This window comes from Pseudomonas sp. TMW22090 (assembly GCF_022496665.1).
Classification (GTDB): Bacteria; Pseudomonadota; Gammaproteobacteria; order Pseudomonadales; family Pseudomonadaceae; genus Aquipseudomonas; species Aquipseudomonas gregormendelii.
In genome coordinates this window covers 614,492-638,685 of record NZ_SCFH01000002.1, presented here as the reverse complement: position 1 = coordinate 638,685, position 24,194 = coordinate 614,492, and the positions used below count along the sequence as shown (strand labels likewise).

The window sequence follows — 24,194 nt, the reverse complement described above, 5'->3', positions numbered from 1 at the left end:
TGTTTGCTGTGCGTCAGCGGGTTTCCCGCTGGCGCATGGCAGGCTCCCAGCCTCAAGTTTTATCTGGATACACGTTTTACCCTGGACAGGCGTTGGGCCGATTCCCGACATTGCCCAAGAATTTCGCAAGAAGACAAGTTCCCCAAGAGCCACAAAGAAGGTAGGACACCGTGAACCCGGTTATCAAAAAATTCCAGTTCGGTCAGTCGACCGTTACCCTCGAGACAGGCCGTATCGCCCGTCAAGCCTCCGGCGCAGTGCTGGTTACCGTTGACGACGACGTTACCGTATTGGTGACCGTTGTTGGCGCCAAGACCGCTGACCCGAGCAAAGGCTTCTTCCCTCTTTCTGTTCACTACCAGGAAAAGACTTACGCTGCCGGTAAGATCCCTGGCGGTTTCTTCAAGCGCGAAGGCCGTCCTTCCGAGAAAGAAACCCTGACTTCCCGACTGATCGACCGTCCGATCCGTCCGCTGTTCCCAGAAGGCTTCATGAACGAAGTGCAGGTTGTCTGCACCGTCGTCTCCACCAGCAAGAAGACCGATCCGGACATCGCTGCGATGATCGGTACCTCGGCTGCCCTGGCCATCTCCGGCATTCCTTTCGATGGCCCGATCGGCGCTGCCCGTGTTGCGTTCCACGAAAGCACCGGCTACCTGCTGAACCCGACTTACGAGCAACAGAAAGCTTCGAGCCTGGACATGGTCGTTGCCGGTACCTCGGAAGCCGTACTGATGGTTGAATCGGAAGCCAAAGAGCTGACCGAAGACCAGATGCTGGGCGCTGTACTGTTTGCTCACGACGAGTTCCAGGTTGTGATCAACGCCGTTAAAGAACTGGCTGCCGAAGCGGCCAAGCCAACCTGGGCCTGGGCTCCACAGCCAGAAGCTACCGCTCTGCTGGGCGCTATCCGTGCCGAGTTCGGCGACGCGATCTCCCAGGCCTACACCATCACCATCAAGGCCGACCGTTACGCTCGCCTGGGTGAGTTGAAAGACCAGGTGGTTGCCAAGTTGTCCGGTGAAGAAGGCCAGCCTTCTTCCAGCGAAGTGAAAGCTGCTTTCGGCGAAATCGAATACCGCACCGTTCGCGAAAACATCGTGAACGGCAAGCCACGTATCGATGGTCGCGACACCAAGACCGTACGTCCTCTGAACATCGAAGTCGGTGTTCTGCCAAAGACCCACGGTTCGGCCTTGTTCACCCGTGGTGAAACCCAGGCCCTGGTTGTTGCAACTCTGGGCACAGCCCGTGACGCGCAGCTGCTGGACACCCTGGAAGGCGAGAAAAAAGACCCGTTCATGCTGCACTACAACTTCCCGCCGTTCTCGGTAGGTGAGTGTGGTCGCATGGGTGGCGCTGGTCGTCGCGAAATCGGTCACGGCCGTCTGGCCCGCCGTTCGGTTCAGGCCATGCTGCCAGCCGCCGACGTGTTCCCGTACACCATCCGCGTTGTATCGGAAATCACCGAATCCAACGGTTCGAGCTCGATGGCTTCGGTCTGCGGCGCTTCCCTGGCCCTGATGGACGCTGGCGTGCCAATGAAGGCACCGGTTGCCGGTATCGCCATGGGCCTGGTTAAAGAAGGCGAGAAGTTCGCCATCCTGACCGACATCCTGGGTGACGAAGACCACCTGGGCGACATGGACTTCAAGGTAGCCGGTACCGCCAAAGGTGTTACCGCGCTGCAGATGGACATCAAGATCAAGGGCATCACCGAAGAGATCATGGAAATCGCCCTGGGCCAAGCCCTGGAAGCGCGCCTGAACATCCTCGGCCAGATGAACCAGATCATTGGCCAGTCGCGTACCGAACTGTCGGAAAACGCGCCGACCATGATCGCGATGAAAATCGACACCGACAAAATCCGTGATGTCATCGGTAAAGGCGGCGCGACCATTCGTGCGATCTGTGAAGAGACCAAGGCTTCGATCGACATCGAAGACGACGGCTCGATCAAGATCTTCGGCGAAACCAAGGAAGCGGCTGAAGCAGCACGTCAGCGCGTTCTGGGCATCACCGCTGAAGCTGAAATCGGCAAGATCTACGTGGGTAAGGTTGAGCGCATCGTCGACTTCGGCGCATTCGTCAACATCCTGCCTGGCAAGGACGGTCTGGTTCACATCTCGATGCTGAGCGACGCTCGCGTTGAGAAAGTGACCGACATTCTCAAAGAAGGCCAGGAAGTGGAAGTGCTGGTACTGGACGTGGACAACCGCGGCCGTATCAAGCTCTCCATCAAAGACGTAGCAGCTGCCAAGGCTTCGGGCGTTTAATTACCCCCTTCGCTTGAAAGCTTCGACGTTGTAAAAAATGCCCCGCAGTGAACGCTGCGGGGCATTTTTTTGCTCTGTACAGAAAGATCAAAAGATCGCAGCCTGCGGCAGCTCCTACTCGGTTTCAATGTAGGAGCTGCCGCAGGCTGCGATCTTTTGTTATTAGGGCGTATGAAGTTGCCTGACTCTATAGTCAGTGCTAGGTTTAGCCCACCGCCCGTGTAGCTCAGCCGGTAGAGCAGCGCACTCGTAACGCGAAGGTCGCAGGTTCGATTCCTGTCTCGGGCACCAGCGACACGTTGTTTTCAGATGATCCACGAATGGTTCTGAAGGCCAGACAAACCCGGCTTCAATCGGTTTATTTGCGTCAGAGAGATCCTTGATGATCCAGATCCATCTTCCATTCCCCCGATCAAAGAGAACGCCATGACCGTTAAAGAATTGTCCCAGGAAGCTCGTCACGAAGAAGCGCTGAAGAAGTACTTGCTTGAGTCCCCCCAACTGGCTGACGAGATCAAGGACCTGCCCGCTGACGATCAGAAAGACCAGATCCAGTGGGCATTCGAGGACGAGGCAGAATCCCAGGGCCTGCAACCCTGGGAGCTGACGCTCAAGTACACCTCGACACCGGAAGAGTTCGAAGCCGCGCGCCTGGTTTTGCACAAGGAAGCGGCCGAAGTCCTGGGTGTGGAGTGGGATGAATACTGCGAGATGAATAATCTGGTGGTGTAATACGTGTGGGAGCGGCGGTCGCACCGCCGCTCCCATCTGTGATGGGGTGTTGCCTTAGATACTCAAGCGCATCGACAGATCTACCGCCTTCACATCCTTGGTCATCGCACCGATCGAAATATAGTCCACACCGGTTTCAGCAATCGGTAGCAGCGTGCTTTCGTTGACCCCGCCGCTGGCCTCCAGCTTCGCCTTGCCGCCGTTCAGGCGCACTGCTTCGCGCATGTCATCCAGGCTCAGCTCGTCGAGCATGATGATGTCGGCACCCGCTGCCAGCGCTTCCCTCAGCTCACCCAGGCTCTCCACCTCGATCTCCACCGGCTTGCCCGGGGCTATCTTGTGCGCGGCGTTGATGGCTTGCGCAATGCCGCCGCAGGCCGCGATGTGGTTTTCCTTGATCAGGAACGCGTCATACAGGCCAATGCGGTGGTTATGGCAACCGCCGCAGGTGACCGCGTACTTTTGCGCCAGGCGCAGGCCGGGGAGGGTTTTACGGGTGTCGAGCAGCTTGACCTCGGTGTTTGCAACGAAATCCGCCAGGTACCGGGCGCGAGTGGCAACGCCCGACAGCAGTTGCAGGAAATTCAGTGCGCAGCGCTCACCCGTCAGCAGAGACCGCGCCGGGCCTTCGAGGTGAAACAGCGCCTGATTGGGTTGCACCCGGTCGCCGTCACTCACCTGCCAGTGCACGGCCACTCGCGGGTCCAGCTGCCGGAACACGGCATCGACCCAGGCGGTACCGGCGATGACGGCGGCGTCACGGGTAATGATGGTGGCTTTGGCCAGGCGTTCTGCCGGGATCAACTGTGCGGTGATGTCGCCGCTGCCGATATCTTCAAGCAACGCACGGCGCACGTTGGCTTCGATTTCGGCAGTCAAATCGGCGAGACGTAGATTCGGCATAAAGGGCTCCACAAACAAAGTGCTCCGATTATAGGGCCATGGCACGCGGCAACCCAAGGCATCAGAAGCCCTGCGCGGTGGTGAAACCTGCATTTGGTCGCCTGGCCCGGGAGATCAATCGTGGCAAGTGATCGCGCACGGAGGGTCTATCGCGGCATACTGGGGGCCAATACAGTCGACCCTGAAGGAGCCGGTATGCAGTTGGACCCCGCGAGTGGTTGGTGTGAAGGTGCCCAGGTCTGCCCTTCGCCCAACTTCAATGCGCGCCCTACGGATGAAATTTCCCTGCTGGTGATCCACAACATCAGCCTGCCGCCAGCGCAATTCGCCACCGGCAAGGTGCAGGCGTTTTTCCAGAATCGCCTGGATGTCACGGAGCATCCGTATTTTGCCGGAATTGCCGATCTGCGGGTGTCCGCGCACTTTCTGATTGAACGAGACGGCACCCTGACTCAATTTGTCTCCTGCCTTGAGCGTGCCTGGCACGCGGGGGTCTCGGTTTTCGAAGGGCGGGAAACTTGTAACGATTTTTCCGTGGGCATTGAGCTTGAAGGCACCGATGATCAACCTTTCACCGATGCTCAATACGAGGCGCTGACGGGGCTGACCCGACAATTGCAGAGGGCTTTCCCGGCCATCACGCCACAGCGTATTTGCGGTCATAGTGACATCGCACCCGGTCGCAAGACCGATCCGGGGCCAGCGTTCGACTGGGCACGCTATCGCGCAGCCCTGGCAAAAGAGGAACAACAATGAGTTTTCTGGTGTTGCTGTTGGCGGTCTGGATCGAGAAGTTCTCGGCCCTGCGTCATCGGGTCCAGCGCGACGGCGGATGGTTGCGCGAACTGCACAAGCTTGAAGCCAGCCCCCGCCTGGCGAGCCACCCATGGCTGGTGCTGGTGATTCTGGTGTTGCTGCCGGTTGCGCTGCTGGGCCTGCTATTGGTCGTCCTCGATCCGGTGGCCTACGGCTTGTTGGCCTTGCCTGTGCATTTGCTGGTGGTGATCTACAGCCTGGGCCGCGGCGATCTGCTCGCCGGCCTCGGCCCTTTCCGCGACGCCTGGCGCCGGGAAGACTTGCAAGCGGCCGGGCATGTGGCGAACCGTGATCTGGCTATCTGCGCAGACAGTGGCGAACAGTTGCTCGAACGCGTCCAGGCTCACTTGCTGTGGGAGGCCTACCAGAGTTTCTTCGCGGTGATCTTCTGGTACTTCCTGCTGGGCCCGGTCGCGGCACTGAGCTATCGCCTGCTGGCACTGGCCGAAGTCCACTCCCGGAACCCCGCCGTCGCCGAGCGTGCCGCGCAATTGCGCCATGCCTTCGACTGGATACCGGTACGCCTGTTGGCGGCGAGCTTTGCATTGGTCGGCAACTTTGTTGCGGTCAGCCGGGTCATGCTCCACGAACTGCTGAACTGGGACATCAGCGCGGCCCAGCTGATCGAAAAAGTTGGCCTGGTGGCCGGCGAGATCCCGGCACCGGTGGTCGGCCCGGACGGCATCAACAGCCTCGACCGGATCTGGGAGCTGCTGCTGCGCGCAGCCGTGCTCTGGTACGCCGGTTTCGCCCTGTGGACAGTGCTTCCCTGAATCCTGCCACCTGAACGACGAAGATCGATGCACACGATCTTCGTCGTTAACCTTAAGTTACAAAAACTCCCGCCGATTTAAGCTATACAGAGACAGCGCTCAATAGTGGCTATCTGCTGTCTCTGTGCGCCTGCCAATAACAATAAGAAATCCAAGGGAGACTTCACAGTGAAGAGCTTGCTCTATCCCGCCGTCGCGCTAATGAATCGCCTGAGCTTTGGCATGAAGTTCAGCCTGATCAGCGTGCTGTTCCTTATACCGATGCTGGTGACCAATTTTTATCTGGTGCGCGATTCCTATCGCGAATTCCAGGGCACTCGGGTCGAACTGCAAAGCATCGACCTGCTGGGCAGCAGTCTGGCGCTGCGCCGGGATCTGGAAACGCTCAACAACCTGGTGCAGATCAACGTCACCTTGGGGCAGTCGGGCAAGGCCGGCAACGTCGAGTCGACAATCAGCGCGTTGGAACAAAGCCTGTTGGCACGCCTGCAGGGGTTGAGCGCCATGGCGTCGGACCCGGAACAGATTGCGGTGTTCGAGGCCAAGCGCGATGAAATGATCGCCGCCTTCAAGGCCCAGCAGGCCGAGAGCTCCGTGCAGAGTAAAAGTGGCATGATCGGCAAGCTGCTGGGCAGCGCGCAGATTTTCAGCCAGATCATTGCCAGTCAGGCCGGCCTGAGCCGCGATACGCAAAGCGACATGCGGCAACTGACCGAACTCATTACCACCGTTACGCCTGCGGTCACCCAGTTGCTGGGTGAAGGGCGGGCCATGGGTGCGTTTTCCCTGGGGCAGGGCTTTCTCAATTCGGCGTCGAGCACTCGCTTCGACGAGCTGTTGGCACAAATCGAAAAGCTCCAGGGCGAGTACGGGCTGAAGCTGCAGGACGCACTCGGTTCAAGCAAGGCGGCCAGGGAAAGCCTGACGGCTCAAGCCGACATCAGCCAGTCGACCCTGAAAAAAGCCATCGAGCTGTTTGAAGAGCAGGTGGTCATGGCTGACACGTTGGACGCGCCTTGGCAGGGTTTCTACGACCAGGTCACGGGCCTGATGGACCAGACCTACCAGCTCAATGAAGCCACCCTGAAATTCCTCGGGACCCAGCTGCAGCAACGCCTTGAGCAGAACCGCACGCACATGGTGCTGCAGGCTGTGGCGTTATCGGTGGTGTTCATCCTGATTTTCTATCTGTATGGCGGCTTCTACGCGTCCACCCGCACCACCCTGAAGAACCTGGGCGCGATGATGGACAAGGTCGCGGCCGGCGACATGACAGTAACCTTCAACGCCAATAGCCGCGATGAACTGGGTGAGTTGGGCGAGGTGTTCAACGGCACCGTGAAGAAAATCCACGACTTGATCGAGCGCGTGGGGCACACCGTGGGTGAAGTCGAGCGCCAGGCCGGCCAGGTGGAAAACGTCTCCGCCCGCAGTAACCAGGCCGTGGCAGGGCAGCGCCTGCAGATCGAGCAGGTGGCGACCGCCATGAACCAGATGTCGGCGACTTCCCTGGAAGTGGCGCGCAGTGCCGCCGCAGCGGTCAGTAGCGCCCACAGCGTCAATGACGAGACGCTTAGCGGGCGCGGCCTCGTGCAATCACAACAGGGCAGCATTGCCGCTCTGGCCGGGGAAATCGACCAGTCGGTGCTGGTGATCAATCAACTGGCCACCGACAGCCAGGCCATCAGCCGCGTGCTCGAAGTGATCAAGAGCATTGCCGAGCAAACCAACCTGCTGGCGCTCAACGCGGCCATCGAGGCCGCGCGGGCGGGTGAGCAGGGGCGTGGATTTGCGGTAGTGGCCGATGAGGTCAGGACGCTGGCCAAGCGCACCCAGCAATCGACTGAAGAAATCGAGCAAATGATCAGCAAGTTGCACAGTGGCGTGGGTGCAGCGGTGAAGGCCATGGGCAGCAGTCATCAGATGGCCAGCGGTACCGTGGGGCAGTCGGAGAAAGTCCAGCAGGCGCTGGAAAACATCCTCGGCGCAGTCGGCATGATCGTCGACCAGAACCAGCAGATCGCGGCTGCCGTCGAGCAGCAGACGGCCGTGGCGCACGACATCGACCAGAACATCGTCGAGATCAACCGTGCGGGCGAAAGGACGGCCGAAGGGGCGCACCAGACCGAAGACGCGAGCAGGGCACTGTCGGCCCAGGTGGTGGAGTTGAAGCAGCTGATCAGCGCATTCCGGGTCTGACTCCCCGGCTGGCCCTGCAGATGCAAACTCAGCGCAAGCAAGGCTTTGTGGAAGCAAACTTTTGTATGAGCCAACCTCTGTGGGAGCAAAGCTTGCTCGCGATGACGGACTGACATGCAGCACCTATGTCGACTGTCATGCAGCAATCGCGAGCACGCTTTGCTCCTACAGGCCGCTCTGAGTTGGAATAGTCCAATCGAACACTGCGCACGCATTGGCAGTGCTGGCAGCCGCCAACTGCTCGGCACTGACGCCCATGATCGCCGCCAATGCCACACAAATAGCCGGCAAATGCGCCGGGCTGTTTCGCACGCCGGGGTACATCGCCGGTGCCATGTCCGGCGAGTCGGTTTCCAGCACCACGGCGTCCAGGGGCAACTCGGCCAGCACCCGGTGCATGCGCAGGGCCTGGGGCCAGGTCGCGGCGCCGCCCAGGCCGAGCTTGAACCCCAGCTTGATGTACTCGCGAGCCTCTTCCTTGCTGCCGGCAAACGCGTGGATGATACCCGCGCGTTTCAGGCGCAGGCGTTTGAGCGTGGCGATGACGGCCGCATGGCTGCGACGCACATGGATCAGCGCCGGCAAATTGAAATCCGCGGCCAGTTTTAATTGCGCTTCGAACAACGCCTGCTGGCGCTCGCGGTCCAGGGTTTCTATGAAGTAATCCAGGCCGATCTCGCCCACCGCGCACAGCTGTCGATGGCCGGCCAGGCGCTCGAGCCAGGCGCCCAGCTCGGGTAGATCCTCAGGCTGGTGCTGGTCCAGATAAACCGGGTGCAAGCCAAACGCCGCATACAAGCCGGGATCGCTTTGCACCAGGTCCCACACCCGCTGCCAGTTATCCTGGTAAACCCCCAGCACCACCATCCGCCGCACACCCAGTGCGCGGCTTTCAGCCAGCAGCGCCGTGCGATCGGCGTCGAAATCGGCAAAATCCAGGTGGGTGTGGGTATCGATCAGCTCCACGATTCAGTCCTGGCGAATACGCTGCTTGAAGGTCCGGGCGATGGCTTGCACGCCAGGTTGATAGTCCTGCTGCTCGATGGCCGCCAATGCCAGTTGCAGGGCCTTGTCGGCGATCAGCTGATGTTGCTGGGCCATGGCATTCACCGGCAGTGGCAGGAAATCCAGCAACTGGGTGTCGCCAAATGTGCCAAGGCGCAACGGCCGGGATTTCAGCGGGAAATCGTGCAAGGCATCGAACACGCCCTGCAACAACACATAGGAGGTGGTAACGAGCGCGTCGGGCAGGTGCCCCAGGCGTTGCAGCATTTGCTCCATCAACTGCTTGCCACATTCGCGGCTGAAGGATTCGCCGTGCTCTATCAGCACCTCGCCATCAAACCCGGCCAACGCTTGCTTGAAGCCTGCAGCACGCTCCTGGCTGATGCTCAGTTCAGGGCGTGCGCCGATCAGGGCAATCTGCGTGGGCAAGGGCTGCAACAGACTGCGGGTCAATTGCAGACTGGCTTCGCGGTCGTCGCTGATCACCGAACAGAAATGCTCGGGTTCCATGACCCGGTCGATCGCGATGATCGGAATACCCTTGGCTTGCAGCTGGCGATAACTGTCGTCGCCACTGGGCAGGCAACTGGCGACGATCAGCGCATCGCAGCGCCGGGCGCGAAACAGCTGCAACAGTTGCCGCTCGCTCTCGGGTGCGTCGTCCGAACTGGCGATCAGCAGCTGATAGCCACGGGCCCGTGCGCCTTGTTCGAGCAATTTGGCGATTCGCGCGTAACTGGGGTTTTCCAGATCCGGCAGAATGAACCCCAGGGTGCGGGTGTGCCGACTGCGCAAACCTGCCGCTTGTGGATTGGGGGTGAAGCCATGCTGTTCGACTACCGCGCGCACGCGCTCGACCGTGGCGCTGCTGATGCGCTGCTGTTCAGCCTTGCCATTGATGACGTAACTGGCGGTAGTCACGGAGACCCCAGCCAACTGGGCGATATCACTGAGTTTCAACTCGGGTTTTCCTTGTTTTTTCGAGCTTGCCCGACATTTTCGCCAATCCTACCCGATTCAGGCAGGCGACCATTGTCGCAGCGCATCCGACAATCTGGACTTCAAGGATGGGACATTATCGAGTAACGTGCCAATCTTTCTAGATTAAACGTTTCAGCAGGCGTATTTTCTACGTTTAAGGCGCCTTGGCCAGTTCTGCCGTGAAACTGCCAAATTTGCTGAACAAGCGCCTAAGCTGAACTATCCAAAACAATACCTGGCACCTTGTCGGCGCCAAAAAGGAGAAAGCATGCTCGAGCTCACTATTGAGCAGATATCCATGGGCCAATCGGCCGTGGATAAGTCCGCAGCGTTGCATTTACTGGCCCAGCACCTGGTTGCCGATGGACTGGTCGCCGAGGGGTATCTCGCCGGCTTGCAAGCCCGGGAAGCCCAGGGCTCGACTTTTCTCGGTCAAGGTATTGCCATCCCCCACGGTACCCCGGATACCCGCGACCAGGTGTTTTCCACCGGCGTGCGCCTGATGCAGTTCCCCGAAGGGGTGGACTGGGGCGACGGGCAGATTGTCTACCTGGCGATCGGTATCGCGGCCAAATCCGATGAACACCTGCGCCTGCTGCAACTGCTGACCCGCGCCTTGGGCGAGACCGACCTGGGCCAGGCCCTGCGTCGCGCCAGCAGCGCCGAAGCCTTGCTCAAGCTCCTGCAGGGCGCACCGCAGGAACTGGCGCTGGATGCCCAGATGATTGGCCTGGGTGTGTCCGCCGACGACTTCGAAGAGCTGGTGTGGCGCGGTGCGCGTCTACTGCGCCAGGCGGATTGTGTGAGTAATGGTTTCGCTGCGGTATTGCAGCAGGTTGAAGCGCTGCCGCTGGGAGACGGTTTGTGGTGGCTGCACAGCGAACAGACAGTCAAGCGTCCTGGCCTGGCCTTCGTCACGCCGGACAAGCCGATGCGTTACCTCGGCCAGCCGCTGAGTGGCCTGTTCTGTCTGGCCAGCCTCGGCGAGGCGCATCAGGCCCTGCTTGAGCGTCTGTGCGCATTGTTGATCGAAGGGCGTGGCCATGAACTGGGCCGCGCCACGAGCAGCCGCAAAGTCCTCGAGGTGCTGGGCGGTGAATTGCCTGCCGACTGGCCAAGCGCACGGATCGCCCTGGCCAATGCCCATGGTTTGCACGCACGCCCGGCGAAGATTCTCGCTCAACTGGCCAAGGGTTTCGACGGCGAGATCCGGGTCCGCATCGTCGATGGCCAGGACAGCGCGGTGTCGGTGAAGAGTTTGAGCAAGCTGCTGAGCCTTGGCGCGCGCCGTGGTCAGGTGCTGGAATTTGTCGCCGAGCCGGGAATTGCCGCTGACGCGTTGCCGGCTTTGCTGGCTGCCATCGAAGAGGGCCTTGGCGAGGAAGTCGAGCCATTGCCTGCCGTGAGCCAGCAGCGAGAAGTGCTCACCGACATCGCCGAGGTGCTTCTGGCACCGGCATCCGGCAGCCTGATCCAGGCGATCGCCGCCGCTCCCGGCATCGCCATCGGCCCGGCGCATATCCAGGTGCTGCAAGCCATCGAATACCCGCTGCGGGGAGAGTCGGCCGCTATCGAGCGCGAGCGTCTCAAACTGGCGTTGACCCAGGTGCGGCAAGATATTCAAGGGTTGATCGAACGCAGCAAGGCCAAGGCCATCCGCGAGATTTTCATCACCCACCAGGAGATGCTCGACGACCCGGAACTCACCGACGAAGTCGACACCCGACTCAAGCAGGGCGAAAGCGCGGAAGCTGCGTGGATGGCGGTGATCGAAGCGGCGGCCCGGCAACAGGAAGCTTTGCAGGATGCATTGCTCGCCGAACGCGCAGCCGATCTGCGAGACATCGGGCGCCGGGTGCTGGCGCAACTCTGTGGCATCGAGACGCCGAGCGAGCCGGATCAACCCTACATTTTGGTGATGGACGAAGTCGGTCCTTCCGATGTGGCACGTCTCGACCCGGCGCGCGTTGCCGGCATCCTCACTGCACGCGGCGGCGCTACGGCACACAGTGCAATCGTCGCCCGGGCCCTGGGCATTCCGGCCCTGGTGGGTGCGGGCGCGGCCGTGTTGCTGCTGGCCCCAGGTACGCCATTGCTGCTGGATGGCCAGCGCGGTCGCCTGCACGTGGACGCCGACGCCGCCACCTTGCAGCGCGCCACCGAAGAACGTGATACCCGCGACCAGCGGCTCAAGGCCGCCGCCGAGCAGCGGCACCAACCGGCGCTGACCAGCGACGGCCACGCCGTGGAAGTGTTTGCCAACATTGGCGAAAGTGCGGGGGTCACCAGTGCGGTGGAGCAGGGCGCCGAAGGTATTGGCCTGCTGCGTACCGAACTGATCTTCATGGCTCATCCGCAACTGCCGGACGAGGCCACGCAAGAGCTGGAATACCGCCGCGTGCTCGATGGCCTCGCCGGTCGCCCGCTGGTGGTACGCACCCTCGATGTCGGCGGTGACAAACCCTTGCCGTATTGGCCGATCGCCAAGGAAGAAAACCCTTTCCTTGGAGTGCGGGGCATTCGCCTGACCCTGCAACGTCCCAAGGTCATGGAAGCGCAATTGCGGGCCTTGCTGCGGGCCGCGGACAACCGGCCATTGCGCATCATGTTTCCCATGGTCGGCAGCGTCGACGAATGGCGCCAGGCCCGGGACATGACCGAGCGCCTGCGGCTGGAAATCCCTGTGGCGGACCTGCAACTGGGGATCATGATCGAAGTGCCGTCGGCGGCCTTGCTGGCGCCGGTGCTGGCAAAGGAAGTCGACTTCTTCAGCGTCGGCACCAATGACCTGACCCAGTACACCCTGGCCATCGACCGCGGTCATCCGACCCTGTCGGCGCAGGCGGACGGCTTGCACCCGGCGGTGCTGCAACTGATCGACATCACCGTGCGAGCCGCCCACGCCCATGGCAAATGGGTGGGTGTGTGCGGCGAGCTGGCTGCCGATCCACTGGCGGTGCCAGTCCTGGTCGGCCTCGGCGTGGATGAGTTGAGCGTCTCTGGTCGCAGCATCGCCGAGGTCAAGGCGCGCATCCGCGAGCTCAGCCTCACCCAGGCCCAAACCGTTGCCCGCCAGGCCCTGGCCGTCGGCAGCGCGAATGAAGTACGCGCACTAGTGGAGGCCCTGTAATGGCCAAGATCCTGACCCTGACCCTCAACCCGGCACTGGACCTCACTGTCCAGTTGCCCCGCCTTGAACCCGGCCAGGTCAATCGCAGTGACGAGATGCACACCCACGCGGCCGGCAAGGGCGTGAACGTGGCGCAGGTACTGGCAGACCTCGGGCATCAATTAACGGTCAGCGGGTTTCTCGGCGCAGACAATCCCCAGGCATTCGAGACGCTGTTCGCCAAGCGTGGCTTTGTCGATGAGTTCATTCGTGTTCCGGGTGAAACCCGCAGCAACCTCAAACTCGCCGAGAGCGATGGGCGCATCACCGACGTCAACGGTCCGGGACCGCTGGTCAGCGTCGCGGCGCAGCAGGCGTTGCTTGACCGCCTGGATCAAATCGCGCCCGATCATGACGCGGTCGTCGTCGCCGGCAGCCTGCCCCAGGGTGTCAGCCCGGCATGGTTGCAGGCACTGATCGAGCGTCTGAAGAATCTCGGCCTGAAGGTGGCCCTGGACACCAGCGGCGAAGCCCTGCGCGCAGCGCTCAAGGCCGGACCCTGGCTGATCAAGCCCAACGCCGAAGAACTGGCCGAGGTATTCGATAGCGAAATGGTGTCGGTGGCTGCGCAGGCTGCAGTAGCGGGTCGCCTGCACGCGCAAGGTATCGAGCACGTAGTGATCTCCGATGGCGCGCAAGGTGTGAACTGGTTCAGCGTTGGCTCGGCGATGCACGCCACGCCGCCCAAGGTCAGCGTCGCCAGCACGGTGGGCGCAGGTGATTCGTTGCTTGCCGGCATGCTCCACGGTTTGCTCAGCGCAGACACGCCTGAACAGACCCTGCGCACCGCCACGGCGATTGCCGCGATGGCCGTGACCCAGATTGGCTTCGGCATTGGCGACACCGCGCAATTGGCGCAGCTCGAACAGGGTGTGCGTGTACGCCCCCTGACAGAACAATAAGAGGGATTGTCATGAAGTTAGCCATTGTTACGGCCTGCCCGAACGGCATGGTCACCAGTGTGCTGTGCGCCCGTTTGCTGGATGCTGCAGCGCAGCGCCAGGGCTGGAGCACCAGCGTCGAAGTCACCGATGCGGCGCACCCTGAGCGGCAATTGTCGGCCGCCACGCTGGAGGCGGCCGAGTGGGTATTGCTGGTGACCAGTGCGCCTGTGGACATGTCGAGATTCGTCGGCAAGCGCGTGTTCCAGAGCACTCCGGCCCAGGCCCTGCAGGACGTGGAGGCGGTGCTGCGCAAAGGCGCCGATGAGGCGCAGATTTACGTGGCCCCCGAAGCCGTTGCCCAGGCACTGCCCACCGGCCAGGCCGCGCCGAGACTGGTGGCGATTACCGCCTGCCCGACCGGTGTCGCCCATACGTTCATGGCCGCCGAAGCCCTGCAGCAAGCGGCCAAGCGACTGGGCTACGACCTGCAAGTCGAAACCCAGGGGTCGGTCGGCGCGCGCAATCCGCTGAGTGCCGAGGCCATTGCCCAGGCCGATGTGGTGCTGTTGGCCTGTGACATCGAAGTGGCGACCGAGCGTTTTGCCGGGAAAAAAATCTACCGCTGCGGCACGGGTATCGCCCTCAAGCAAGCCGAGGCCACCCTCAACAAAGCGCTGGCCGAGGGCTCGCAGGAAACTGCAGCGAGTGGAACCCAAGGCCCCGCCAAGCAGGAGAAGACGGGCGTCTATAAGCACTTGCTGACCGGCGTGTCGTTCATGCTGCCGATGGTGGTGGCAGGCGGCTTGATGATCGCTTTGTCGTTTGTGTTCGGCATCACCGCGTTCAAAGAGGAGGGCACCCTGGCTGCCGCGCTGATGCAGATCGGTGGCGATACCGCATTCAAACTGATGGTGCCGTTGCTGGCGGGTTACATCGCCTACTCGATCGCCGACCGCCCGGGCCTCGCGCCGGGGATGATCGGCGGTATGCTGGCGAGCACTCTTGGCGCGGGCTTCATCGGCGGGATCATTGCCGGTTTCATCGCCGGTTATGCCGCCAAGGCGATCAATCGTTATGCGCGATTGCCGCAGAGCCTCGAAGCGCTGAAACCGATCTTGATCATCCCGTTGCTCGCCAGTTTGTTCACCGGCCTGGTGATGATCTATGTGGTTGGCAAACCCGTAGCCGGGATGCTGGAAGGGCTCACTCACTTCCTCGACAGCATGGGCACCACCAACGCGATCCTGCTGGGCGTGTTGCTCGGCGGCATGATGTGCGTCGACCTTGGCGGACCGATCAACAAGGCCGCCTACGCATTCTCGGTAGGGCTGCTGGCATCGCAGAGTTATGCACCGATGGCCGCGACCATGGCCGCCGGGATGGTGCCGCCGATCGGGTTGGGCATCGCCACCTTCATCGCCCGGCGCAAGTTCGCCCAGTCAGAGCGTGAGGCGGGTAAGGCTGCTTTTGTGTTGGGGCTGTGCTTCATTTCCGAAGGCGCGATTCCCTTCGCTGCCAAGGATCCGTTGCGGGTGATCCCGGCGAGCATCGCCGGTGGGGCGCTGACGGGTGCATTGTCGATGTACTTCGGCTGCAAGCTCATGGCACCGCACGGCGGTTTGTTTGTGCTGGCCATTCCGAATGCGATCAATCATGCCTTGCTCTATCTGCTGGCGATCGTTGCAGGGAGCCTGGTGACAGCGGTGGCTTATGCGCTGCTCAAGCGCCCGGAAGCCGTCGAACTGGCACTCGAGCCCGCCAAGGCCTGATACCCACCTGTAGGAGCGAGCTTGCTCGCTAAAAACGCGAAGACAGCGCGGGGTGTCATGCAGCCCTCGTCATCGTTGACGACCATCGCGAGCAAGCTCGCTCCTACAGGATGTCGGCGGCGCACCCGCCGGCATATCCCGGGATCTTGGGTATCAGTAAACGTCGCGTCTGTAGCGGCCTTGCTCGATCAGCTTGTCGACTTGTTCAATTCCGAGCACTTCGTTGAGTACGTGATCCACTCCTGAGGCCATGCCCTGCAGGCTGCCGCAGATGTAGATCACTGCGCCTTCGGCCAGCCATTGCTTGAGTAGATCGGCCGACTCGCGCAGCCGGTCCTGCACATAAATCTTCTGCGCCTGGTCTCGCGAGAACGCCAGGTCCAGACGCTCCAGATCGCCCGAAACCAGCCATTCCTGAAGCTCATCGCGACAAAGGAAGTCGTGCTCGCGATTGCGCTCGCCGAACAGCAGCCAATGCCGCTGCTGGCCATCGGCGATCCGCGCCTTGAGCAAGCTGCGCAGCCCGGCCAGGCCGGTGCCGTTGCCCAGCAAAATCATCGGTAACGGCTCGGTTGGCAGGTGGAAACTGCTGTTGCGCCGAACCCGCAGGCTGATGCTGCCACCTACCGGTGCGTGCTCGGTCAACCAGCCGGAGCCGACGCCCAGGCTACCGTCCGGGTGCACTTCCTGGCGCACGATCAGTTCCAGGATTCCGTCGGCGGCGATCGAGGCGATGGAGTATTCGCGCATGGCCAGCGGCACCAGTGCATCTACCAGTGACTGGGCATGCAGGCCGACCAGGTGCGCGCGGTTCTGCGGCAGTTGGCGACTGGCCAGGGCCTGCTCCAGGGTTTGTGCCAGGCCATCGAGGGTCACGGTGGCTCGCCCGTCTATCCCCAGGCCATCGAGGAAGTGCTCGATCGCCCACGGGCAGTTACGCGGCAGTACCTCCACCAGGTCACCGGCGAGCCAGCCGCTGGCAGTGGGGGCAGTCAGGCCCAGCAGGTAGACCGGCGAACCGCTGCTGTCCGGGTTCATCAGTTCGCGGCGGGTCAGCGTCCAGTTGTCGTAGCTGGGTGCTTGCCAGGTGTCCAGGGGCGCCTGTCCGGTCAGCTGGCCGAGTTGCTGCTGCCAGTGACGCAAGGCGTAGGGGTCGCCGCTGTCGACTTCCACCGGGGCGAACAGCGTCTTGCCGCCATGCTCGCCCAGCCAGGTGTGCAAGCGTCGGGCGAATCCGCAAAAGTGTTGATACTGCCGATCACCGAGGCCCAGCACCGCATAGTTCAGGCTGTCCAGGCTCATGGCGCGACCCAGCACCTTGCGCTCGAAACCCCGGGCGCTGTCCGGCGCTTCGCCGTCGCCAAAGGTACTGACCACGAACAGCGCGTTGCTCGAATCCTGCAGGTCCTGCTCGCTGACACTGGCCAGTGGCTGCACTTTCACCGGCAAGCCGGCGGCCTGCAATTGCCCGGCGGTCTGCCAGGCCAACTGTTCGGCAAAGCCGCTCTGGCTGGCGAACCCGATCAACCAGGACGGGGCGTCGGCCGACGGTTGGGCAAGACCGTTGCGAGCGTCTCTGATGTGCTTTTTCTTGCGTCGACGGTCGAGGTACAGCAACCAGCCGGTGATGAAGAACAACGGCATGGTCAGGGCACTGATGGTCAGGATCACCCGCCCGACAATCCCGAAGTAACTGCCGACATGCAGGGCGTAAATGCTGGTCAGCAACTGCGCCTTGAGGCTCTTGTCGCTGTAGCGGTCATGCCGCTTGACGATGCCGGTGGCGGGATCGAGGGTGATCTGGTTCAAGGCGCGGTCGTGGGGTGAGGTGTTCAGCAGATAGAACACGGTTGCCGGCTGGCCGGCCACAGGCGGCATGCGAATGTTGTAGGCGCTCAATGCGGGACCCGCAGCGCTGTAGATACTGCTCCACATGGCCGCGTAGTCGGCTGTCGGCGCCGGACCGCTGGGGGCAGGCCCGCGTCCGCCGCGCACCCGCTCATTTTGCGGTGAGTCGGACAGCAAGCGGGTCAGGCCCTTGTTGTACCACTCGTAAGACCAGGACAGGCCGGTGAGTGCCGCCAGGAGGTAGAACAGCAGGCACCAGGTGCCGGCGACCGAATGCAGGTCCCAGTTGAAGCTGCGGCCTTTTTTCTTCCAGTCCAGGGTCAGCCAGGCGCGCCAGCTTTTCCACTGGCGGGGCCAGCGCAGGTACAGGCCGGACAGGCAGAAGAACACCAGGATCAGCGTGCATGCCCCGGTGATCTGCCGGCCGGTATCGCCCATGGCGAGGAAGCGGTGCAGTTGCAGCATCAGGCCGAAAAAGCCCTGGCCGGCGGCATCGCCCATGAACTCGGCGGTGTAGGGGTCGAAGTAGCGCATCTCGCCGCGGCGTTCGCCGGGCTTGGGGGTGAAGAACACCTTGGCCGCTGCGCCGCTGTCGGTTTCGACGCTGAGCATCGAGACTTTCTTGCCGGAGGCCGCTTCGATGCGCTCCACCAGTTCGGCAGGCGGCAGGACGCCGGCGACCTGCTTCTGGACCTGCAACACCGATGGGTTCAGCGCCCTGAGGATTTCATCCTGGAACGACACGGTCGCCCCGGTGATGCCCATCAGGGCCAGGACCAGCCCGGCACTGATGCCGAAAAACCAGTGCAGCTGGAACAGGGTTTTCTTCAACACGTCGCTCGCCTTGTTCGTTCGAAAATAATCATCACGGCGCGCATTATGCCGTGGGTTGACGGGATGCCTTGTCTATTACGCACAAAAGCCCCGTTCATCTGGATGAACGGGGCCAGGCGGTAACGCTCGGCGCTACCTGTAGGAGCAAGCTTGCTCGCGAAAACTCGAGAGCAACGCGGGGTATCTGGGTGCCCGCGTCATCGTTAACGACCATCGCGAGCGAGCTCGCTCCTGCTATGGGTGGAGTTCACCCTTTATCAGAAGTGGAAGTTGGTGCTCAACAATGCCGTACGGCCCGCCGCCTGGTTGGCGAAGTGGGTCGAGAAGGCTTTGTCGTAGTAGGTCTCGTCGGTCAGGTTCTGCACGTTCAGCTGCAGGTCCACGTTTTTGGTCAGCTTGTAGGCAACCATCGCGTCGTAGCGAACATAGTCATCAACCATGGTGGTGTTGGCCACGCTGCCGAACACGTCATCGACGTAGAACGCGCCGCCACCGACGGTCAGCTTCGGCGTGACCTGGTAGGTCGTCCAGAGGCTGGCGCTGTTTTTCGGCGTGTTAGGGAGTTCGTTGCCATCGTTGGCTGCGCCCAGTGGGCCGCCGTCGACCTGCTCGCTGTCCATGTAGGCGTAACCGGCGAAGACCTGCCATTTGTCAGTGATCTTGCCGCTGGCCGACAGTTCGATACCTTGCACGCGGGTCTTGCCGGCGTTTTCATAGGACGTGGTGTCCACCTGAACACGAGCATTATCCTTTTCGGTGCGGAAGATATCGGCGGTCAGGGACAGGCGATCATTGAGCAGATCCCACTTGGTACCGATTTCGTAGTTCTTGGTGGTTTCGGGCTCCATGTCGCTGCTCAGCAGGTTGCCGGCACGGTCGGTCGAGCCACCCAGTGGGTTGCCTTCCTGACCTTCGCCCAGGGTGTTGCCCGGTGGCGTCGCGGAAGTCGCGTAAGAGGCATAGATGCTGCCGTTTTCAGCCGGCTTGTAGACCACGCCGAACTGACCGGTGATGAACTCGCTGGTGTCCTTGCCCTTGGAGGCAACCCCATTGGTCACGACGGTCGCGCCAGCGGCGTTGTAGGTCTTGTACTTGGTGTCGAAGTGGTCGTAACGCAGGCCCATGTTGACCAGCCACTGCTGGGACAATTCCAGGGTGTCGAACACATAGAGTGCGCGGGTGGTGCTGGAGGTGTCGGTGCCGGCGTAGTTGCGCGAAATCGCGCCGTCCCATGGATCGCTCGGGTTCGGGCTGGACAGCGAGGTGCAGTTGTAGCCACTTGGCGCGCCGATCAGTGCAGGGCTGCAGTTGGTGGTCGCGGCGGCGGTGCCCGGCGTGGTGTCGGTGTTAACGGTGTAAGAAGACTTCTGGCTTTTCTCGTGGCTCAACTCGATACCAGTGGCGAAGCTGTTCTTGAAGCCGGCGATGTACACGTCACCAAACAGATCGGTCTGGTTGGTGGTGGTGTCGGTGTTGCTGACACGGGTGTTGGCACGACGCCAGACGCTGCCATTGTTGACGTTGCCCTTGGAGTCGTCTGGCTGGGTCAGGATGTAATCCTGCATGCTGCTGCCGTGGCGCAGGGTGTTCTTCACGGTCAGGGCATCGTTCAGGTCATGCTCGATGGCGATGGTCGCGGTGTCGGTGCGGCCCTTGCGGAAGTCGCGTCCGTCCAGGCCGTAGAAGTTGCTGCTGTCGCCACCGTCATCCGGCGTGTCCGGGTTGGACTTGGTGCGCGCGGCAGAACCGGCAACCGGAATGCTGTACGGGATACCCGAGTCTGGCGTGTCGTTGCTTTCCAGATGGTAGTAATCGAGATTGACGCGGGTGTCGGTACCCAGGCCGAAAGCCACGGACGGCGCGATGCCCCAGCGGTCGTAGTCGACGCTGTCACGGCCGGCGACGTTGCTTTCGTGGCTCATCAGGTTCAGACGGCCAGCGGCGGTGTCGGTGAACTGGTAGTTGCCGTCGAAGGTGTAGCGTTGCGTCTGGTCCGAGCCCCAGGTGAATCCACCGTCGAGGGAGTCGCCCAGGTGGGCCCTCTTGCTCACCATGTTGATGCTGCCACCGGCAGCGCCACGGCCGCCAATGGCCGAGTTCGGGCCTTTGCTGACTTCGATCGACTCTACCGCGAAGATCTCGCGGCTTTGCGAGCCGGTGTCGCGCACGCCGTCCAGGTACGTATCGCCCTGGGCGTCGAAACCACGGATGAATGGGCGGTCACCCTGGGGGTTGCCACCTTCACCGGCACCGAACGTGATGCCCGGAACGGTACGCAGCGCATCCTGCATGTTCAGGGCGCCGGTGTCCTTGAGCACCTGTTGCGGAATCACGGTGACAGAGCGCGGCGTGTCTACCAGTGGCGCGGTGTACTTGGGCGAGGAGGCTTTTTCGACGTTGTAGCTGGTCGCTTCCTGAGCTTCAGCGTTGATCGAGGTGGCGTCCAGGGAGATCGTGTTGCCCTGCGCCTTGGCGTCGGTCTTCTCTGCGGCGAAAACCATTTGGCCTGCGGAGCCGGCAGTGATTGCCACGCCAATTGCAGACGCGAGCAAACGCGGTGAACTGACGGGTGATTGTAGTTGTTGGCGTGACATTGAAATTCCCCTCCCCAAGGATTTGAGGTCGCGGAATATAGGGTAAACAGGTATTCGTATCAATTGCGAAACATTACTATTCGCACTGAATTTACATTCTTTACAATTTACCCTTACGGTTTTTGCTGATTCGTTCGTCGCGAGGGTTTTACACGGTCAATAAGAATCAATACCATTGCCATCCCCTTGCCTTCAGGTATTGCCTCCATGTTGCTGCACATTCCCGGCGTGTTCGCGAAAGAAGAAGTGCAGCGTATCCGGGAGGCCCTGGAGCAGGCGGATTGGGCCGATGGCAAAATCACGGCCGGTTACCAATCGGCCAAGGCCAAGCATAATTTGCAGCTGCCGGAAGGCCATCCACTGGCCAAGGAAATCGGCGCAGCGATGCTGGAACGGCTGTGGAAAAATCCGCTGTTCATGTCCGCAGCCCTGCCGCACAAGGTCTTCCCGCCGTTGCTGAACTGTTACACGGCGGGCGGCAGTTTCGACTTCCATATCGACAACGCAGTGCGCCAGCCGCAGAACAGTGTCGAGCGTGTGCGCACCGACCTGTCGGCCACCCTGTTCTTCAGCGAGCCCGAGGACTATGACGGCGGCGAACTGGAGATCCAGGACACCTTCGGCACCCAGCGGGTCAAATTGCCTGCCGGTGACATGGTCCTGTATCCCGGCACCAGCCTGCACAAGGTCAATGCGGTTACCCGCGGGACACGTTTTGCCTCGTTCTTCTGGACCCAGAGCCTGGTGCGCGAGGACAGCCAGCGCGCGCTGCTGTTCGAGATGGACGGGGCGATCCGTCAGTTGACTCAGGACATGCCGGATCATCCTTCATTGATCCGCCTGACCGGCACCTATCACAACCTGCTGCGCCGCTGGGTCGAGGTATGACTTTTCAATTGCGCCGCGAGGAAGTTCTGGACGGTGAACGGCTCAAGGCCATGCTCGACGAAAGCCCGGCGCGTGCTGCCCAGGCCATCCTGATCGCCGCCCGCGAGAACCTCCTGGAGGCCCAGGCATTGCTCGGGCAGATCCTGCTGGACGGGCAAGGTATCGAGCAGGATTTGCCACTGGCCCTGCGCTGGTTCGAGATAGCGGCGAAACGCGGCCACCTGATGGCGCGCAACATGCTGGGTCGCTGCCATGAACACGGGTGGGGGTGCGCTGCGGACGCCGCAGTGGCGGCCGGGCATTATCGGATCGCCGCAGACGCAGGCCTGGATTGGGCGATGTACAACTACGCCAACCTGCTGGCAACCGGGCGTGGGGTAACGGAAGATCAGGGGCAGGCACTTGCTCTGTATCGCCGTGCCGCCGGGCTTGGCCACGCGAAATCGATGAACCTGCTGGGGCGTTATCTTGAAGAAGGCCAGTACTGCCCGGGTGATCCGAAGGCGGCGCGTGACTGGTATCGACGCTCGGCGGTTGGCGGCGATTTTCGCGGGCAGTTCAGTTATGCCGCCGTGCTGGCGGATGAAGGCAATGTCGCCGAAGCGCTGCACTGGTTACGCAAGGCACTGGCGGGCGGGAACCTGAATTTCCTGCGGGTGGCGAGCCAGGCGTTGGCGAGCGCCGCCGATCCGCAAATCCGCGCATTGGCAACCGACTACGCCCAGCGCCAAAGCGAATTGGAACGCGATCCCCTGTAATTGCGGGCAATGACGAAACGCTACCTGCACTGCAATTGGCCGTAGGAGCTGCCGCAGGCTGCGATCTGTTGATCTGGCCTTTGAAAAACAAGATCAAAAGATCGCAGCCTGCGGCAGCTCCTACAGGGACTGCATTTCAAGGCACAAAAAAGCCCATGACGTGTCATGGGCTTTTTGTTTTGCGCGGCTACCGCTTACACGTAATACGATTTCAGCGGCGGGAAGCCATTGAACTCTACGGCGCTGTAGCTGGTGGTATAGGCACCGGTCGACAGCCAGTACATACGGTCACCGATCGCCAGGTTCAGTGGCAGGCCGTATTTGTAGTTTTCGTACATGATGTCGGCGCTGTCGCAGGTGGGGCCGGCGATGACCACTTCTTCCATCTCGCCTTTTTTCTCGGTCCAGATCGGGAACTTGATGGCTTCGTCCATGGTTTCGATCAGGCCGGAGAACTTGCCCACATCCGTGTACACCCAACGCTCGACGGCGGTACGGGATTTGCGCGCAACCAGCACCACTTCGCTGACCAGGATGCCAGCGTTGGCGATCAGCGAACGGCCCGGCTCCAGGATGATTTCCGGCAGGTCGTCACCGAAGTCTTCCTTGAGGAAGCGGATGATTTCCTCGGCGTAGGTTTCCAGGCTGTTGGTGCGGGTGATGTAGTTGGCCGGGAAGCCGCCGCCCATGTTGATCAGCTTGAGCACAATGCCGTCTTCTTCTTTCAGGCGCTCGAAGATCACCTTGACCTTGGCGATCGCCGCGTCCCACACGCTGATGTCGCGCTGTTGCGACCCGACGTGGAAGGAGATGCCGTAAGGCACCAGGCCGAGGTCGCGGGCGAGGATCAGCAGGTCCATGGCCATGTCGGTCTGGCAGCCGAATTTGCGCGACAAAGGCCAGTCAGCCGTGGTCGAGCCTTCGGTGAGAATACGCACGTAGACTTTCGAGCCCGGTGCAGCCTTGGCAATGTTGCGCAAGTCGGCTTCGGAGTCGGTGGAGAACAGGCGCACGCCCTTGTCGTAGAAATAACGGATGTCTTTGGATTTCTTGATGGTGTTGCCGTAGCTGATACGGTCGGCGCTGACGCCGCGGTCCATGACCTTGTCCAGCTCGTAGATCGACGCGATGTCGAAGCTCGACCCCTTGTCTTTCAACAGGTCGATGATCTCTACCGCCGGGTTGGCTTTTACCGCGTAATAGACTTTGGCGAACTCGAAACCGGCGCGCAGGTCATCGTAGGCCTGGCTGATCATCGCGGTGTCGATCACCACGAACGGGGTTTCTTGCTTGTCGGCGAACGCCTTCATTTTGTCAAAAGTGGCGCGCTCGAAATAATCTTCGACGTTGATCGACATGCTGGAGACTCCTAAGGGCAAACTGGTTTGGTCAATGGGTGTAAATGAACGTCCTCCGTATCCCCACTTTGGTTCGCCTACTTCCCAAGGCATGTCGCCGAAAGCAAAAAAGGCCACGGGAGGCGGTGCTTCCCTTGGCCTTGCTGTCTCGTCGTCAGTACTTGAGCCGGATGGATCGTTTCCAGCATGGACGTTCGGCGCGAACTTTAGGGCGTGAGGGGCTCGAGATCAACAAAAAATGTCGCGTTTTTGCACGCTTCCGTCGTGCGGTCCTGGACAGTTACTGATGTAACCGACCTGCATGACAGTGTGATGTTCCCCAAGGAGGGAGATTTCAATACGTGCAGGAGCGAGCTTGCTCGCGATGGACGTCAACGATAGCGCAGGGAACCTGATACTCCGCGGGG

The 24,194-nt window shown here is 61.3% G+C and carries 16 protein-coding genes and 1 tRNA gene; 11 read left to right on the top strand and 6 right to left on the bottom strand.

What is annotated here, in order from left to right; translation table 11 throughout:
* Positions 1-170: 170 nt before the first annotated feature.
* The 3 genes from pnp to EQV97_RS09020 all read left to right on the top strand — a co-directional run bounded on the left by pnp (position 171) and on the right by EQV97_RS09020 (position 3,008).
* Positions 171-2,276, top strand: a complete 2,106-nt coding sequence (pnp, locus tag EQV97_RS09030) for a polyribonucleotide nucleotidyltransferase (protein ID WP_045060037.1) — start codon at positions 171-173, stop codon at positions 2,274-2,276.
* Positions 2,277-2,491: 215 nt separating this feature from the next.
* A tRNA-Thr gene (locus EQV97_RS09025) sits at positions 2,492-2,567 on the top strand.
* 135 nt (positions 2,568-2,702) lie between these two features.
* Positions 2,703-3,008, top strand: a complete 306-nt coding sequence (locus tag EQV97_RS09020) for a DUF6388 family protein (RefSeq protein ID WP_122837469.1) — start codon at positions 2,703-2,705, stop codon at positions 3,006-3,008.
* Positions 3,009-3,062: 54 nt separating this feature from the next.
* Here EQV97_RS09020 and nadC read toward each other — a convergent pair whose 3' ends face one another.
* Positions 3,063-3,911, bottom strand: coding sequence for a carboxylating nicotinate-nucleotide diphosphorylase (nadC, locus tag EQV97_RS09015; protein WP_240888838.1), 849 nt, complete (start codon positions 3,909-3,911; stop codon positions 3,063-3,065).
* Between the two features lie 195 nt (positions 3,912-4,106).
* On the opposite strand from nadC, the gene ampD reads away from it, so the two are divergent.
* The 3 genes from ampD to EQV97_RS09000 all read left to right on the top strand — a co-directional run bounded on the left by ampD (position 4,107) and on the right by EQV97_RS09000 (position 7,699).
* The gene (ampD, locus tag EQV97_RS09010; protein WP_045060034.1) at positions 4,107-4,667 is read left to right on the top strand and encodes a 1,6-anhydro-N-acetylmuramyl-L-alanine amidase AmpD; all 561 of its coding nucleotides are present in this window, start codon (positions 4,107-4,109) and stop codon (positions 4,665-4,667) included.
* Positions 4,664-5,500, top strand: a complete 837-nt coding sequence (gene ampE, locus EQV97_RS09005; protein ID WP_122837472.1) for a regulatory signaling modulator protein AmpE — start codon at positions 4,664-4,666, stop codon at positions 5,498-5,500. Before ampD ends, ampE begins: the two co-directional genes overlap by 4 nt.
* Positions 5,501-5,668: 168 nt before the next feature.
* A complete protein-coding gene (locus EQV97_RS09000; protein ID WP_122837473.1) occupies positions 5,669-7,699 on the top strand; it encodes a methyl-accepting chemotaxis protein in 2,031 nt (676 codons plus the stop codon).
* A 165-nt stretch (positions 7,700-7,864) separates the two neighbouring features.
* Here the strand turns inward: EQV97_RS09000 and EQV97_RS08995 are convergent, their stop codons facing one another.
* The gene (locus tag EQV97_RS08995) at positions 7,865-8,665 is read right to left on the bottom strand and encodes a TatD family hydrolase (RefSeq protein WP_240888837.1); all 801 of its coding nucleotides are present in this window, start codon (positions 8,663-8,665) and stop codon (positions 7,865-7,867) included.
* Between the two features lie 3 nt (positions 8,666-8,668).
* A complete protein-coding gene (gene cra / locus EQV97_RS08990; protein ID WP_240888836.1) occupies positions 8,669-9,664 on the bottom strand; it encodes a catabolite repressor/activator in 996 nt (331 codons plus the stop codon).
* Between the two features lie 289 nt (positions 9,665-9,953).
* Here cra and ptsP point away from each other — a divergent pair, with 289 nt between their 5' ends.
* From ptsP to EQV97_RS08975, 3 genes are read left to right on the top strand one after another with little or no spacing between them, the layout of a single operon-like run.
* Positions 9,954-12,815: a phosphoenolpyruvate--protein phosphotransferase gene (gene ptsP / locus EQV97_RS08985; RefSeq protein WP_122837476.1), complete on the top strand. Its 2,862-nt coding sequence runs from the start codon at positions 9,954-9,956 to the stop codon at positions 12,813-12,815.
* The gene (gene pfkB, locus EQV97_RS08980) at positions 12,815-13,756 is read left to right on the top strand and encodes a 1-phosphofructokinase (RefSeq protein ID WP_122837477.1); all 942 of its coding nucleotides are present in this window, start codon (positions 12,815-12,817) and stop codon (positions 13,754-13,756) included. Before ptsP ends, pfkB begins: the two co-directional genes overlap by 1 nt.
* Before the next feature lie 11 nt (positions 13,757-13,767).
* Entirely contained in the window at positions 13,768-15,507 is a 1,740-nt protein-coding gene (locus EQV97_RS08975; protein ID WP_225570534.1) for a PTS fructose-like transporter subunit IIB, read from the top strand.
* 153 nt (positions 15,508-15,660) lie between these two features.
* Here EQV97_RS08975 and EQV97_RS08970 read toward each other — a convergent pair whose 3' ends face one another.
* Together EQV97_RS08970 and EQV97_RS08965 are read right to left on the bottom strand one after the other, a co-directional pair.
* The gene (locus EQV97_RS08970) at positions 15,661-18,189 is read right to left on the bottom strand and encodes a sulfite reductase flavoprotein subunit alpha (protein WP_240888835.1); all 2,529 of its coding nucleotides are present in this window, start codon (positions 18,187-18,189) and stop codon (positions 15,661-15,663) included.
* Between the two features lie 257 nt (positions 18,190-18,446).
* On the bottom strand, positions 18,447-20,783 hold the full coding sequence (locus EQV97_RS08965) for a TonB-dependent siderophore receptor (protein ID WP_240888834.1): 2,337 nt from the start codon (positions 20,781-20,783) through the stop codon (positions 18,447-18,449).
* 207 nt (positions 20,784-20,990) lie between these two features.
* On the opposite strand from EQV97_RS08965, the gene EQV97_RS08960 reads away from it, so the two are divergent.
* Positions 20,991-21,671 carry a Fe2+-dependent dioxygenase gene (locus EQV97_RS08960; RefSeq protein WP_240888833.1) on the top strand — a complete coding sequence of 227 codons (681 nt, stop codon included), beginning with the start codon at positions 20,991-20,993 and terminating at the stop codon, positions 21,669-21,671.
* Positions 21,668-22,429 (top strand): sel1 repeat family protein, encoded by a 762-nt coding sequence (locus tag EQV97_RS08955; protein WP_225570537.1) that lies wholly within the window; start codon positions 21,668-21,670, stop codon positions 22,427-22,429. The genes EQV97_RS08960 and EQV97_RS08955 overlap by 4 nt, the downstream gene beginning before the upstream one ends.
* Positions 22,430-22,623: 194 nt before the next feature.
* On the opposite strand, the gene EQV97_RS08950 is transcribed toward EQV97_RS08955, so the two are convergent.
* Entirely contained in the window at positions 22,624-23,787 is a 1,164-nt protein-coding gene (locus EQV97_RS08950; RefSeq protein WP_045060021.1) for a type III PLP-dependent enzyme, read from the bottom strand.
* Between the last annotated feature and the right edge of the window lie 407 nt (positions 23,788-24,194).